Source organism: Halocatena halophila (assembly GCA_027563145.1).
Taxonomy (GTDB): domain Archaea; phylum Halobacteriota; class Halobacteria; order Halobacteriales; family Haloarculaceae; genus Halocatena; species Halocatena halophila.
The window spans coordinates 833046-846468 of sequence record CP071306.1 but is presented as its reverse complement, the minus strand read 5'-3'; the positions used below and the strand labels follow the sequence as shown (position 1 = coordinate 846468).

Annotated in this window: 15 protein-coding genes; 6 read left to right on the top strand and 9 right to left on the bottom strand. The window is 57.8% G+C overall.

What is annotated here, in order from left to right:
* Positions 1 to 17: 17 nt before the first annotated feature.
* On the bottom strand, positions 18 to 734 hold the full coding sequence (locus JXQ78_RS04445) for a hypothetical protein (RefSeq protein WP_330632273.1): 717 nt from the start codon (positions 732 to 734) through the stop codon (positions 18 to 20).
* 114 nt (positions 735 to 848) lie between these two features.
* Between JXQ78_RS04445 and JXQ78_RS04440 the strand changes: the two genes are divergently transcribed.
* The gene (locus JXQ78_RS04440; RefSeq protein WP_330632272.1) at positions 849 to 1055 is read left to right on the top strand and encodes a hypothetical protein; all 207 of its coding nucleotides are present in this window, start codon (positions 849 to 851) and stop codon (positions 1053 to 1055) included.
* 6 nt (positions 1056 to 1061) lie between these two features.
* On the opposite strand, the gene aroC is transcribed toward JXQ78_RS04440, so the two are convergent.
* Positions 1062 to 2213, bottom strand: coding sequence for a chorismate synthase (gene aroC / locus JXQ78_RS04435; RefSeq protein WP_330632271.1), 1152 nt, complete (start codon positions 2211 to 2213; stop codon positions 1062 to 1064).
* 151 nt (positions 2214 to 2364) lie between these two features.
* Here aroC and JXQ78_RS04430 point away from each other — a divergent pair, with 151 nt between their 5' ends.
* Positions 2365 to 3300, top strand: a complete 936-nt coding sequence (locus JXQ78_RS04430; RefSeq protein ID WP_330632270.1) for a branched-chain amino acid transaminase — start codon at positions 2365 to 2367, stop codon at positions 3298 to 3300.
* A 402-nt stretch (positions 3301 to 3702) separates the two neighbouring features.
* On the top strand, positions 3703 to 4716 hold the full coding sequence (locus JXQ78_RS04425) for an amidohydrolase family protein (protein ID WP_330632269.1): 1014 nt from the start codon (positions 3703 to 3705) through the stop codon (positions 4714 to 4716).
* A gap of 22 nt (positions 4717 to 4738) precedes the next feature.
* On the opposite strand, the gene JXQ78_RS04420 is transcribed toward JXQ78_RS04425, so the two are convergent.
* Both JXQ78_RS04420 and JXQ78_RS04415 read right to left on the bottom strand, forming a co-directional pair.
* A complete protein-coding gene (locus JXQ78_RS04420; RefSeq protein WP_330632268.1) occupies positions 4739 to 5398 on the bottom strand; it encodes a helix-turn-helix domain-containing protein in 660 nt (219 codons plus the stop codon).
* A gap of 91 nt (positions 5399 to 5489) precedes the next feature.
* On the bottom strand, positions 5490 to 5948 hold the full coding sequence (locus JXQ78_RS04415) for a DUF2240 family protein (protein ID WP_330632267.1): 459 nt from the start codon (positions 5946 to 5948) through the stop codon (positions 5490 to 5492).
* 94 nt (positions 5949 to 6042) lie between these two features.
* Here JXQ78_RS04415 and JXQ78_RS04410 point away from each other — a divergent pair, with 94 nt between their 5' ends.
* Complete coding sequence (locus JXQ78_RS04410; RefSeq protein ID WP_330632266.1) at positions 6043 to 6417, top strand: 30S ribosomal protein S8e; 375 nt, start codon at positions 6043 to 6045, stop codon at positions 6415 to 6417.
* A 4-nt stretch (positions 6418 to 6421) separates the two neighbouring features.
* On the opposite strand, the gene JXQ78_RS04405 is transcribed toward JXQ78_RS04410, so the two are convergent.
* Positions 6422 to 7417, bottom strand: a complete 996-nt coding sequence (locus JXQ78_RS04405) for a phosphate uptake regulator PhoU (protein WP_330632265.1) — start codon at positions 7415 to 7417, stop codon at positions 6422 to 6424.
* 294 nt (positions 7418 to 7711) lie between these two features.
* Between JXQ78_RS04405 and phoU the strand changes: the two genes are divergently transcribed.
* Entirely contained in the window at positions 7712 to 8392 is a 681-nt protein-coding gene (gene phoU / locus JXQ78_RS04400; protein ID WP_330632852.1) for a phosphate signaling complex protein PhoU, read from the top strand.
* 2 nt (positions 8393 to 8394) lie between these two features.
* Here the strand turns inward: phoU and hisD are convergent, their stop codons facing one another.
* On the bottom strand, positions 8395 to 9666 hold the full coding sequence (gene hisD, locus JXQ78_RS04395) for a histidinol dehydrogenase (protein ID WP_330632264.1): 1272 nt from the start codon (positions 9664 to 9666) through the stop codon (positions 8395 to 8397).
* A 92-nt stretch (positions 9667 to 9758) separates the two neighbouring features.
* Positions 9759 to 10448 carry an HAD family hydrolase gene (locus JXQ78_RS04390; protein ID WP_330632263.1) on the bottom strand — a complete coding sequence of 230 codons (690 nt, stop codon included), beginning with the start codon at positions 10446 to 10448 and terminating at the stop codon, positions 9759 to 9761.
* A 108-nt stretch (positions 10449 to 10556) separates the two neighbouring features.
* Here JXQ78_RS04390 and JXQ78_RS04385 point away from each other — a divergent pair, with 108 nt between their 5' ends.
* Positions 10557 to 10976 (top strand): DUF3054 domain-containing protein, encoded by a 420-nt coding sequence (locus tag JXQ78_RS04385; RefSeq protein WP_330632262.1) that lies wholly within the window; start codon positions 10557 to 10559, stop codon positions 10974 to 10976.
* A gap of 7 nt (positions 10977 to 10983) precedes the next feature.
* Here JXQ78_RS04385 and JXQ78_RS04380 read toward each other — a convergent pair whose 3' ends face one another.
* Positions 10984 to 12243, bottom strand: coding sequence for an MFS transporter (locus JXQ78_RS04380; protein WP_330632261.1), 1260 nt, complete (start codon positions 12241 to 12243; stop codon positions 10984 to 10986).
* Positions 12244 to 12315: 72 nt separating this feature from the next.
* Complete coding sequence (locus JXQ78_RS04375; protein WP_330632260.1) at positions 12316 to 13422, bottom strand: hypothetical protein; 1107 nt, start codon at positions 13420 to 13422, stop codon at positions 12316 to 12318.
* Between the last annotated feature and the right edge of the window lies 1 nt (position 13423).

Below are 13423 nucleotides of genomic sequence, written 5' to 3'. Positions count from 1 at the left end.
GTGGGGTCCTTTAATTATTAACGGTCGTCGAGCGACCGTGTCTCGCCGAGGCCGAGATCGTCGATCACCGCCATCGTGTGCGGTGGGACGAGCCGGTTTGCCCGTCGTCTGGCCCGAAACTGCACAACAACATCTGCGAGATCATCGAGCGTTTCGAGTAGTGGCGACCGGTCGATGAAGTCCACATCGAGTCCGGCCTCAACCGCACGATCGGTGAGTGTTTCGATCGCCGGCGAATCGAACACATTGGCGAAGTCGATCGGTTCGCCAAAGCCGGCGTAGTACACCCGCCCACCAGGTGCGGGACCGAGCACGACCGGTGATTGCCGGATTTTCATCGCCGCGGTGTCTATCTGTGATCGTGTGAGCAACGCTGCTTCGGGCGTCGTGATCGCGACCGAATCCTGTTGTTCACGCTCGAGCAGGTGTGTCGTCGTGTTGCCGGCGCGAGACGCGAACGCGTTGCCAACCTGGCGTTCGAATCTGACGTCATCGACCGCATCGATGGCTGGTTCGACTACAGATCGGACCTTCGCTTCGGCGTCGTCTCTCGTCTCACGATAGTTGACGAGCAACTCCCCACCGCTGCGCTCTACGGCACGACAGCTGTCACGCAACAGCGCGGTGTACAACGTGGCAGCCTCCTCCTCGGAGAGTGGCGACGCGTTTCCGGTCAGTCCCGAGAGGACAGTTCCCGGTTGTGGTGGATCACACAGCACAGCGACCGTTGTCATGGGTTATCTCCGTTCGAAGCGGGCTTTATCGTGTTGGATGGACGCCGAACAGCACAGACAACTGAATGGCCGTGAGACGAAACGTAAATTGTCCAGCGCAGTGACTCACACAACATGGAACGGACACGACTGCTCGGCGTACTCGCCGTGCTGGTGATTGCACTCGGCGCAATCGGCTCGCTGCTTACGCTTGGGCACACACTTACGGAAACACACACAACGGCTGTTGTCCCGACGACCGGGATCGTCCTGCTCAGTATCTGTGGTGCAGTTGCGCTTGGCGTCCGATCGAGTGTCGTTCGATCGACGCCGTACTGGTAACTGACTTCACTCGTTTTTCGGTGAGTGTGGGTGATACGGCGTGTCGTACTCACCGAGCTGTCCGTCCAGTCGGTCAGGATTGACGTGCCCACCGAGTAACAGGAAGTCGACCAGCGTGAGCGCCACCATCGCCTCGACGACCGGGACGCCACGCGGTGGCAACACGGGATCGTGTCGACCGATCACCTGGATCTCCTCCTGTTCGCCTGTCTCCCAGTCGACGGTAGACTGCGTCTGTGGAATCGAGGTCGGTGCGTGAAGCGTGAGCTCACCATAAATGGGCTGTCCGGTCGTGATCCCTCCCTGGATGCCTCCGTGGTCGTTACCAACTGGGATTGGATCGCCCGCATCGTCGAACGTCCAGTCCTCGTTGCGCTCGCTCCCGGTGTATGCTCTTGCCTCGCGTCCGAGTCCGAACTCGAAGCCCGTCGCTGCCGGGACGGCGAGCAACGCCTGACCCAACCGCGCAGAAATCGAATCGAACCGCGGTGCGCCGAGCCCACGGGGAACCCCTTGCACCTCGAAGTAGATCGAGCCGCCGATCGAATCGCCCGCCTCCTGATACTCCTCAATTCTCGCTTGCATGCGTTCTGCGGTTTCGGCGTGGGCACATCGCACCGGATTCTCATCGGCGGTGGCCAACAGCTGATCGAACGTCACCGACGGTGCCGATATTTCGCCGATCTGATTGACGTGTGCGCCGATCGTGATTCCCTCTTGCTCGAGGATTTTCCGTGCAATTGCACCCGCAGCGACCCAGTTGACGGTTTCGCGTGCCGATGAGCGCCCACCGCCACCCCAGTTGCGCGTCCCAAACTTTGCCGAGTAGGTAAAATCGCCGTGGCTCGGCCGTGGCGCGGTGATAAACGGCTCGTATTTCCCAGATCGGGAATCTTTGTTCTGAATCGTCATTCCGATCGGCGTTCCCGTGGTGACACCGTCCTGCAGTCCGCTGTGAATTTCGACGGCGTCCGGTTCGTTTCGGCTGGTCGTGATCATCGACTGACCGGGCTTTCGCCGATCGAGTTCCCGCTGGATGTCCGCAGTTGTTAGCTCGAGGCCCGCAGGACAGCCTGACACCGTCACGCCCATCGACGGACCGTGGCTTTCGCCGTAGGTCGTCACCTGAAACAGTCGTCCGAACTCGTTACCGTTCATTGTCGGCGTATTGGGCCCGCCAGTTAAGAACCTTCCAACCCTGGCAACGGATGTGTCGGTCTACCAGACACGCGCCAGAATCGTGTGAAAAATTCACAAACGGTCGCAAAAACCGCCAACACTCATTACCCCCCCAAACTGAGAGTAGACTATGAGTTTCGCGGATATGGATGTCGATACGATATGGATGAACGGGGAGTTCGTCGACTGGGACGACGCACAGATTCACGTGCTGACCCACGGACTCCACTACGGTAGTGGCGTGTTCGAGGGAGTCCGGTGTTATGAGACCGAACACGGGCCAGCAATCTTCCGGTGGGAAGAGCATCTGGATCGGCTGTACGAGTCAGCAAAGCCATACGATATGGAGATCGAATTTTCACCGGACGAGCTCACCAAGGCGACAGTCGAGCTGATTCGCCGCCAGGAACTCGAATCGTGTTATATCCGTCCAATCGCCTACTACGGCTACGACAGCCTCGGGGTCAGTCCGGCGGGCTGTCCGACTGACGTGGCGATTGCGTGCTGGCCGTGGGGGAAGTATCTCGGCGAGGAGGCGCTGGAAAACGGCGTCGACGTGATGGTCTCCTCGTGGCGAAAGCACGCGTCCAGTCAGATCCCGACGAACGCCAAAACGACTGGGCTCTACGTCAACAGCATGCTCGCTGGCGAAGAAGCCCGCAGAAACGGCTACGTCGAGGCAATCGTTCTCAACAAGGAGGGAAACGTCGCCGAAGGCCCCGGCGAGAACGTCTTTCTCGTTCGGGACGGCGAGATCTACACGCCCGGGCTTGCAGAGAGCATTCTGGACGGCATTACCCGCCGGTCGGTGATCACGCTCGCCCGTGAAATGGGCTATACGGTGCACGATTCGGCCTCGATCAGCCGTGGCGAGCTCTACACTGCCGACGAACTGTTTTTCACCGGCAGCGCAGCGGAGGTCACGCCGATCAAATCCGTCGATGACACCGAAATCGGCACAGGCACTCGGGGACCTGTCACTGAGGAGCTTCAGAGCGCCTTCTTCGACTGTGTGGAACGACGCGTCGACGACCACGACGACTGGTTCTACTACGTCGAAGACTGAGGGAGGCCTCGACGTAGCGTTCGACCGCAGGAAACGATCGGTCGTTCTCACCGTGGAGTGCAATTGCTACCCGCCCGAAATCGAGGGGTTCGAAGGCACGTTCGAGCAGTGCGTCCGCTCGCTCGCCAGAGTTCCCCCGTCCCAGAGCCGTTTTCGAACCCAGATTGTTGGCTTTGCGAGATCATTCTCCTACTCACAGAGCAACCTCGTGGTAGGCTGCAGGTCGACTCTCTCGTGTGCTAGTCGCTCGAACGACAACCGTTCGATCTGGAGTGTCTCCGGAAACAGCATGGATAGTGTGTGAGCGTCAAACGTGTGGCTCTGGGTGTTGTGTTACCGGAAATGTAATCGATCGCGTGTTAGTTCGGGCACCTTACAGTCGGTGATGTGATAGACCTGCTCATGGTACGAGAAGGAGTCACCCGCCGGGAGGCACTCACGATGCTCGGTGGGGCCACAGCCGTTGGGCTTGCAGGCTGTTCGGCGGACCAGGATGCTGATATCACGCAGTCCTCGAGCAATGGCACCACGTCAGCGTCCGGGACATCGGACTCGGCAGCTCCAAACGGTGACGAACGACCGGCTGAACTGCCGTTAATCGACGTTCACATCCATCTGACGCCCGAACCAGCGTTCGATCGCGAGCCATTCCGAACGGACGCGGCGATCAACTGGATGGACGAAAACGGTGTGGATAAAGCGATCGTCCACCCACTGGAATCGCCAACGGCATGGTCGTATCCGGTCCCCAGCTGGTGGGTGCTACGTGAGGTCGCCAACTATCCTGATCGACTCATTCCGTTCGCGTCAGTCGGTCCACAGCAGATCGAACGGTTCGGGATCGATCAGCTCCAGACGCGTATCAAAACGTACCTCGATGCGGGAGCCAGGGGGATCGGAGAGCTCAAAGCACCGCTGGCGATCGATCACGAATACATGCAGGTCCTCTATGAACTGTGTGCGACACACGACGTGCCACTACTGTTTCACATCGACGAGACGAACGCGACCGATGAGATTGGTTTGAGTGGGTTCGAATCGATGCTTGGATCCTATCCCGACACGACGTTCATCGCGCATGGCCCTGGCTGGTGGTCACAGCTCTCGAAAAATCCCACACAGTTCGGGGGCTATCCCACGGAAGCGGTCGATTCTGGTGGTCCAGTCCCACGACTTCTCACCCGGTACGACAACCTGTATGGCGACCTCTCCGGGGGGTCGGGTTGGAACGCGCTCGCACGCGACATGTCGTTTGCCCAGGAGTTTCTCACAAACCATGCCGAGGATCTCATGTTTGGGACCGACAAACTCTCGACGAGCAAATCAGTCGATCAGTTTGCCCTGTTCGAGACCTTCGATCTTTCTCGCAACCAGTGGGCTGCGATCCGCTATCAAAACATCGAACAGTTCCTTTAAAAATCGCCCGCAGTGTTGTCGATCAGGTGAGTGCCGATCGGATGATGGTTGCCTCTGCCTTGCGTAACGTCACCGACACGGTGCTTTTTGCACACTCGAGTGCCGTTGCCACGTCCTCTAGCGACGCCTCGCGAGGAACGGCGTAATATCCCATCCTGACCGCAGTTTCGAGCATCTCCAGTTGCCGATCGGTCACCGCAGCTGTACTGTCGATCGCCGGTCGATCGTACGTCTCGAGAGTCCCAGTATCGAGAACAGTCACACCTGGGACGCTTTCGACCAGCGTCTGCAGTGCGTTTTGTTCACCGATCACCGTGAACTCCATCACGGCTTCCGTATCGTAGACAATCGGCGGAACAACGACGACCTGTAACCGTGCAAATGTCTTCCGAAGCGCGAGCATTCGTTCACGTATTTGCTGACAGACGAGGACGAACAGCGACCGGTCGTCGAGTCGAACTGTCCGATACCATTCGATCGTCTCGATCGTCTCGAGCGCACGGCAGTAGCTCGCAATGTCCGTCAACTCCACGTAGAACAGCTCGTATTCAACCGACAGTTCTGGATGAAGGTTCCACGTCACTAACTCGTCGTACTGAACCACATCACCGTCCCGGATGAACCGCCCCATCGGATGGATCATCCAGTCGGGTTGATGGAGTCGCAGATCACAGTATTTCACTCTCGAAACCCACCGTACCCACGGACTCTTTCTACAACATACATTCGGTTTGTCCAATATTAGTGGACAGACGGGTGTTGCAAAAATGACGTTACTCGCCTGTGAGCTCGTGTGTTAGCTCCGAGCGGACCCCAGCAGCCAGCTCTTCGATATCGTGGCCATTCCGGTGTGCATACAGCACTGCGGCGGCGTCTGTGGTGACTCCAAGTGTGGCCTGGAGTTCGTTGATGGCCGCCACGATCTCCCGTTTCGAGGAGTCGGCTTCGGTGGTGAGCCGATCGAGGACGCGTTCGAAGGTGGTTCGCTGTCGGAGAATGGACTCGTCGGGGCTGAACGAGTCCGGCACTGGTTCGGGATCGAACGTCAGTGTGAGCGTATCACCGTCGCGTTCGAGCAGTCCATCGACGATGGCCACGTCGATCAGCCGCTTTGCCTGATCGGGAGAAAACCAGTCTCGATCGAGCGACAGTGCGACGACGAACTCGCTTTCTCCGAGGCGGTCGCGTCCAGCAGCGTGAAACGGCGCTCCAACGGTGATCGACAGGCTCATCGATGAAACTGCTCGTGGCCAGGGTGCTAACGCTGTCGAAACGTGGCCACGTCGGACCGAGCATTTCAAGTGTGTCTCCGGGCTGGATAGCGGTATGAAAGACCAGGGACGATCCCCGAAGAAACGAACCGGTGGCCGACGGCGTACGGTACGGAAAAAACGACTGCACGAACTGGGTCACTCACCAACGGAAACCCGCGTCGGCGAAACTTCACTGAAGGTTGTTGAAGCGCGTGGTGGCGAAACGAAAGTGCGCGCCCTCTCGACGGATAGCGCCAACGTCGCCACCGACGACGGTGTCGTCACGGCGACGATCGAAAACGTGATCGAAAACAGTGCGAACCCCAACTACGTTCGACGGAACATCATTACCAAGGGCGCTATCATCGAAACTGCAGAGGGACGCGCCCGTGTGACCTCTCGTCCGGGTCAGAGCGGCCAGGTCAACGCCGTCCTCGATTCGAACTGAAATACTACGGTTTTGGTGCTGCGTTCTGGAGTGCCGTCTCGGCGATGTTTCCGCCGTAATCTGCACTCCGAGAAAGCGAATCCACGATCAGCCCGAGCAACTGCGCCGGCTGCGGGTCGAGTCCGCGGATGATGCCGTCGACCTCTCGTGCGAGCGTATCGATCTCCCGGACGTGCTCGCGAGCGTTGGTGCCAAGCCGTGTTGCCGTCTCGGTGTCGTCCTCGAGTAGTGCTTCCATAGCTTTCTCGACGGCTGTCGCGGCTTCGGTTCTGAGCTCGACGATCCCGTCGGCAGCTTCTGGGGGGATTTCATCGAGCTCTAACGACAGATTTGCGATCTTTGCTGCGTGGTCGCCAACGCGTTCGAGCTGGCGAGCGCTCGAGTGATAATCGAAGCACGTCTCACGCGGCAAGCCAACGTCAGTGGCCGATCCCGGATCTCGGAGCACTGATCGGAACACTCGTGACACCATCGACCAGAGCCGATCAACATCGTCGTCGCGTTCGATAACGTCGGTGGCAAGATCGTTGTCATTCTCGACGAGCGCGGTCACGGCATCCGAGAGCATGCTTAACGAAACCAATCGCATTCGAGTGATTGCGTTGGTCACCGACAGCTCCGACGAATCGAGAAGATCTTGCAGAGAGACTTTCTCGCTCGTCTCACCGATCACCTCAAGTCCGACGAGTCGCTGGGAGGCCGATCTGATCGCTCGACGTTGTGCGGCCGTAATCCGACTTGCGGTGAGCGTGATGATGTCAAAGCCGCTCACGTACATTGTCGAAACCATGCGCATCAACTCGACGCCGTCAATCCCAGTGATGTCGAGTTCACCCTCCGTTCGCTCCTGTTCGTCCTGGGGCAATAACAGAAGAGAATCGTCTTCCGGGTAGAATTCGACAACACTCCCGGCCGAAATGTCATTCTCGGTCGCCCAGTCCTTTGGTAATGAAACGGTATACGTCGATCCACCAGTTACCTGAACTTTCCTCGTCTCCATACAGACTGTGGTGGACGAATAACAATAAATTATACCATCGCTATATACTCGGTGAAGACAGAGTGTACTGCTCAGTATTTACTCGGTCTAAGTGAGGGATCGTGTACTCAATGGAGGGATATTGAATGATTCGTAGCAGTTTTGATTCACCAGTAACAGCCGCTTCAGTCCGTCTATCTGGGATTGTCTTACAATAGTTAAATAGTAACTATATGGTCTAAATATTCACACGGAGTAATTATAGAGATCTTTACGTTCATCGAATATATGAGTGTTGATGTAGTGATTACACCAATGGCACGTCAGGGCTATCAGGAGCAACTTGAGGAACTCGAAACGGACGTGTTGTACATGAGCGAAGTCGTTTCGGAGAGTTTGCGCTCTGGATTGAACGCAATGGAACAAAAGGACGAAGAGCTCGCACGCGATGTGATCGAAGGGGACAGCGAGATCAACGAGATGTATCTCAACCTCGAGCAGTCTTGCATCGATCTATTCGCATTACAACAGCCTGTGGCTGGTGATCTCCGGTTTATCGCCTCGTCGTTCAAGATCATCACTGATCTCGAGCGGATCGCAGATCTGGCGACGAATCTCGGAGAGTATACTCTCAGTGCTCAGTCCGATATGTTTCCGGAGGTCGATATCCAGGCGATTGGCGATTTAACCCTCGAAATGATCGATGACGCGATGTTGGCCTACGCAGACCGCGATGCGGAGGCGTGTTTCGAAATCGATACTCGAGACGACGAGCTCGATTCACTGTGTCAGAGAGCTAGCACGACAGTGATGCGGGATCTGATCGAGACAGAAATCGATGGAACCGACAAAGAAGACGACATTGAGTCGTTGATGGGTGCGGTATCACGGCTGTTACTGACGATTCGGGATCTCGAACGGGTTGGTGATCACGCGGTGAACATTGCCGCGCGGACGCTATATATGGTCGAAAACAGCGACGAACTGATCTACTGAGGTTAGGGCTGAAACCGCTGATCGACACTGCGAGCGTGTGCCTCCAGTCCTTCGGTGGTTGCGATGGTGGTGATCGTCTCGCGGAGGTCTTCGAGTGCGGTCTTATTCAGTCGCTGGACGGTTGTCGATCGGAGGAACGTCTCGACGGCGAGCCCACCAGTCGTTCGCGCGCCGCCACTCGTCGGAAGCACGTGGTTCGTCCCGGTCGCATAATCCCCTGCAGCAACGGGTGTGTACGGGCCGAGAAAGACACTCCCGGCGGAATCGATCCGGTCGAGTATCGCCTCGTCATCTTCTGTCTGAATCGAAAGGTGTTCGGGAGCGTACGATTCGGCAAACAGAACGGCTTCGGATCGTGATCGTGCAATAAAGACGCCACTGGCGTCGTTTTCGAGCGCCTCCCGGGCGATATCGTTGCGGTCGATCGCCTCGAGTTGTCGTTCGGTTTCCTTGGCGATTCGTTCGGCAGTGGGTTCGTGGTGAGTGACTGCAACGACAGACGCGTTTGGATCGTGTTCGGCCTGTGCAAGCAGATCCGCCGCCACGAACGGAGCGTTGGCAGTTTCATCCGCGACGACAACCAGTTCGCTCGGCCCGGCGAGAAAGTCGATTTCAACGTCGCCCTGGACCAGTTGCTTTGCGGCCGTGACAAACTGGTTCCCAGGCCCAACGATTTTCTCCACACGAGAGACGGTTTCGGTGCCGTAGGCCAGCGCCGCAATCGCCTGTGCCCCTCCGACCTGATAGACGGCGTCCCCACCGGCAATCTGAATCGCGGCGAGCGTCGCGTCGTCGAGTTGTTCTGCGGGTGGCGTGACGACCCCAACGTGTTCGACACCCGCCACGACGGCAGGAATGATCCCCATCAAGGCGCTCGATGGATACGACGCCGTTCCGCCGGGTGTGTAGACGCCCACCCGTTCGATCGGTCGGAATCGGCGACCGAGCTCACGGCCCTCGGTTGTCTCGCGCCAGTCCTGTGGCCGCTGTTTTTCGTGGAACGCGCGGATGTTTTCGGCTGCCGTTTCGATTTCAGCGAGAAGCGTTGGATCAAGTCGTTCGGTTGCGGCTTCGGTCTGGTCGGTGATCTCGAGATTCCCAACGTCGCAGTCGTCGAACTCTCTTGCATACGCACGCAGGGCGACGTCGCCTTCGGTGCGCACCCGCTCAATGATCTCTTTGGCGGACTGGATGGCGTCTTCGACGCCGGATGAGCGGTCGAACAACGCCGTCCGCTCAGTCGGCGACAGCTCCGCGATGGGCTGAACGTTCATGCGAGGACGTTGGTGCGAACCAAAAAAACGGTTCGCTCTCTCTGGTGTGATGTCGAGTTTGCTGGGTTTGATGGCCGGGCCGTTATCGAGACTCAGAGGGAAGATTCGACCACGTCGAGCACTTCTGGAATGGATTCAACGGTGTATGCTGGCCGTGGATCGGGTTTGATCCCGGCGTGCTGGTAAGGGACAAACCAGATGGCATCAATCCCTGCTCGCTGGGCCCCGACAACATCGGATTCCAGTGAGTTGCCGACGTGTACCGACCTCGCGGCCGTGGAGCCGAGATGGTCGAGCGCGTGGTCAAACGCTGCACGCGCCGGTTTTGCTGGGAGCTCACTCCCGGCAAAGAGCACGATGTCGAAATACGGCTCGAGTCCGAGCACGTCGAGTTTCGGTCGCTGAGCATCCGGCACGCCGTTGGTGATCAGCCCGAGGCTGTGGCTTTCAGAGAGCGTTTCGAGCGTCTCGATCGCGCCAGGAAACGGTCGCACGTCCGTTTGATCGCGTTCTCTGGAGTAGGCCCTAGCCACTGCCCGTCCCAGATCTGGATCGCGGTCGTGTTCGGCGGCGAGTGTGCTGAAACACTCTCGGCGCAGCTGCTCGCTTGAGTCGGTTTTTTCTGCGAATTCATCGTAGCGAGCCACGTACTCTGCGGGTTCGAACAGCGGTTCGATACCAATTTCTTCGTGAGCGATTTCGAGGACGTCCCCAACGGACTGTCGGTATTCACACAGCGTATCGTCGAGATCGAAGAGAACGGTGGTGATCTCCTGGGTCACAGCTGTGTGTTGTGGCGGTTCCGCAGTAATCTTGCTGGTCGGGCTTCGTGACCGCATCGCAAACCGGGGATCAATTAAATAAAGACCTGCTGGGGGGTACGATCACGCATGGCTGGAACCGCAGATCGATCGAGTGCTCGCATCGACCGCTCGCCGGAAACCCTGCTGGTTGCCCTCGGCGACTTGCTTCTGATCGGCCTGTTCGTGCTCGTCGGCGAACTCCGTCACTGGGGACTGGAGTATCTGCTCGCCAATCCGATGCGGCTCGTCGGCACGGCGACCCCGTTTTTGCTCGGCTGGATCGCTGGCAGTCTCATTCTTGGCACGTACAGCCGCACAGCGCGTCGTACCCCGAAGACGGCCACACTATACGCTGCCGGAACATGGCTCATTGCTGTGGTCATCGGTCAGACACTCCGGGCAACATCCGTTTTCCACGGCGATTTTGCTATATCGTTCGCGCTCGTCTCGCTCGCTGTTGGATTGGTGTTGCTCGTTCCGTGGCGGGTGCTCACCACGTGGTTGTAGATTGAATTCAATCCTGGTAGCTGTTGAGAAACACCGCAAGCCCAAACGCACCACAGGCAATCGCAGCAAGTACGACGAACAGCGCCCACTCCGGGAAGTAGGTGAGCGCAATGCCTGCTAGCGGCGTTCCGAGTGCGCCGACGCCGAAGACACCCAGATACGTAAATCCGTAGGACAGTCCACGAGTGTCTGCTGGCGTGTACTCTGCGACCGTCGCCTGGTAGAATGGCTGAACGAAAAACAGCACGAAGCCGATTGCGACCAACAGCGGAATGATAGCACTCATTCCTATCGCGACGACGGGTTCGAACACGAGTGCGAGTCCAGCGAGCACGGCAAACGCGCCGGCGAGGCCCCGTTCTAGCGACATTCGATCGGTGAGTTTCCCACCGACGTACTGGCCGCCAACGCCGGCAGCCAGCAATCCAGTGTAGAGATAGTTTGCTGGCTCGAACGTCCGTCCGAACAGCTCGATCGGTTTGATGGCGGCAAGCCCTCCGAGCACTTCTGGCATGAACGTCAACATTCCGCGGTAGTAGAGCCCAGAACACATCACCAGCGCGAACACGACCAGAAAGCCACCTGTGAGCAGTCGTCGCGATTCGGCCGTGAACTCCGTGAGTGAATTGATACCGGTTGTACCGCCGTCGGTCACCGCAGTGACCGCTGCGGTTTCGTTCACGTCGATCCGGACTGCAAGCGCGACACCAACCAGTGCCGGAACGGCAAGAATGAACGCAACGATCGACCACTGATCGTTCAACACGAACAGTAACACTGTGGCAAGAAATGGTCCGACTGCGGTGCCAATATTGCCGGCGGTGCCGTGATACGCAAACGCGCTGCCGCGGGCTTCGACGCCGCGGGTGATCAACGAGAGGCCGGCCGGATGATAGAGACTTGCCGCACAGCCCCAGAGCACCAGCGCAAGCGTGATGAGCACCAGCGCCGGTGTGAACCCGCCACTGGAGCCCTCTAACTGTCCGGCAATCGCGAGTAACACGAACGAGAGACCCATTCCGAGCATCGAAATGACGATCAACGGCTTCGAGCCACGCCGATCGGTCAGAATGCCGGCCAGCGGCGCACCGAGTCCGAACAGCGCCATGCCAAGCCCCACAATCGAACCGACGACGAACTCCGTCGTAGAATACTGTACGAGCCAGATCGGGATGAACACCGGCAGCACGAACTCGTAGGTGTGCACCAGCGAATGGCCCAGCATGACTAACCCCGTGATCGCCCGATCGTTCCGATTCACATCCATGGGTCTACTGGGTATCGATTTGAACGTTGCGACGAGACACCAATGCTGTCACAACCGAAATCCACGAACTGCTCACAGGGTGAGGATGACACCAATTCCAGCACCCGCAATCAGGGTTCCCATCCCAAACAACGCAGCCGCTTTCGTCCGAACGCGATCGATCGGCAGGACAATCGTGAACCCGCCGAACGCAGCGAGCAATCCGCCCGTCAACACCAGAATCAACGCTGCTGCGTCGGGAACCGGAAAGCGAGTCGTGACGGTTATCGAGCTGACGATGACCGCCAGCATCGTTGCGAAAAACGCCATGAACTGCAACGTCTGGGTCTGGATTTCTCGCATGCGTTCTTCTGATTGTTCGCTGGCGTGTTCCAGTTGCGCAACCGCCCCGGATACCTTCTCATCCAACTCACGTTGCTGATTACGAATTGTCTGTTGCTCGTTCGAAATGTCAGCAGCATGCTCTTCGAGAATGACCCTGAATTCGTGTGAGCGATACATTCCGATCCGGATTGCGTAATCCTCTTTCGCCTCGTCCTCCAGATCGATCGCCTTGTGTATGTTCGCTCTCGCGTCGTCGTATTTTCCCTGATGGGTCAGAATACGACCCAACGTATCGAAATATCGCGGGTACTCGATCCGTTCGATTGCCGTGGTAACGTTCTCGTGGGCTTCTTCGAGCAGTGCTTGGGAAGACGCAGGCGTTTCCTGTTCGAGATGCTCGACGATTGCGATGGCCAGACTGTGACGAACCCCGGGATGTGCGCCAACTCTCTGGGCGGCTTCCCTGGCGAATTCGATCGCCCGTTGACCGCTTCCAGGCGATGAGAGCTGACTCTGATGGAGCCCTTGAAGGTGTGGGAATAGTGGATGATCATCGAATTCCGAGTACTCCCGGAGTAACATCCCAAACTGCGTCACGTTGCCCTGTCGACGATGATAAATACAACAGGCAAAAAATGCCCCGAATCGGACTGATTCCGGACTCGCTTCGTCATTAAGAATGCTCCGAAGCGTTGTTCGACAGTCCGGAGCAGTTTCGATCAACTTTGTGAGGTGCAGTTCCCATCCATGCTCTCGTTCGGGTGGTAGCGACTCAAGGAACGATCGGATCGCCTCGGGATCCTCACCGGTTGCGATCGATTCGAACATCGTTTCATCGATCGAATTTGCTCCCATT

What these genes read in the sequence shown, in the direction of transcription:
- JXQ78_RS04445 (WP_330632273.1), bottom strand. Translation starts at nt 734, where the DNA reads ATGACAACGGTCGCTGTGCTGTGTGATCCACCACAACCGGGAACTGTC.
- JXQ78_RS04440 (WP_330632272.1), top strand. Translation starts at nt 849, where the DNA reads ATGGAACGGACACGACTGCTCGGCGTACTCGCCGTGCTGGTGATTGCA.
- aroC (WP_330632271.1), bottom strand. Translation starts at nt 2,213, where the DNA reads ATGAACGGTAACGAGTTCGGACGACTGTTTCAGGTGACGACCTACGGC.
- JXQ78_RS04430 (WP_330632270.1), top strand. Translation starts at nt 2,365, where the DNA reads ATGAGTTTCGCGGATATGGATGTCGATACGATATGGATGAACGGGGAG.
- JXQ78_RS04425 (WP_330632269.1), top strand. Translation starts at nt 3,703, where the DNA reads ATGGTACGAGAAGGAGTCACCCGCCGGGAGGCACTCACGATGCTCGGT.
- JXQ78_RS04415 (WP_330632267.1), bottom strand. Translation starts at nt 5,948, where the DNA reads ATGAGCCTGTCGATCACCGTTGGAGCGCCGTTTCACGCTGCTGGACGC.
- JXQ78_RS04410 (WP_330632266.1), top strand. Translation starts at nt 6,043, where the DNA reads ATGAAAGACCAGGGACGATCCCCGAAGAAACGAACCGGTGGCCGACGG.
- JXQ78_RS04405 (WP_330632265.1), bottom strand. Translation starts at nt 7,417, where the DNA reads ATGGAGACGAGGAAAGTTCAGGTAACTGGTGGATCGACGTATACCGTT.
- phoU (WP_330632852.1), top strand. Translation starts at nt 7,712, where the DNA reads ATGGCACGTCAGGGCTATCAGGAGCAACTTGAGGAACTCGAAACGGAC.
- hisD (WP_330632264.1), bottom strand. Translation starts at nt 9,666, where the DNA reads ATGAACGTTCAGCCCATCGCGGAGCTGTCGCCGACTGAGCGGACGGCG.
- JXQ78_RS04385 (WP_330632262.1), top strand. Translation starts at nt 10,557, where the DNA reads ATGGCTGGAACCGCAGATCGATCGAGTGCTCGCATCGACCGCTCGCCG.
- JXQ78_RS04380 (WP_330632261.1), bottom strand. Translation starts at nt 12,243, where the DNA reads ATGGATGTGAATCGGAACGATCGGGCGATCACGGGGTTAGTCATGCTG.
- JXQ78_RS04375 (WP_330632260.1), bottom strand. Translation starts at nt 13,422, where the DNA reads ATGGGAGCAAATTCGATCGATGAAACGATGTTCGAATCGATCGCAACC.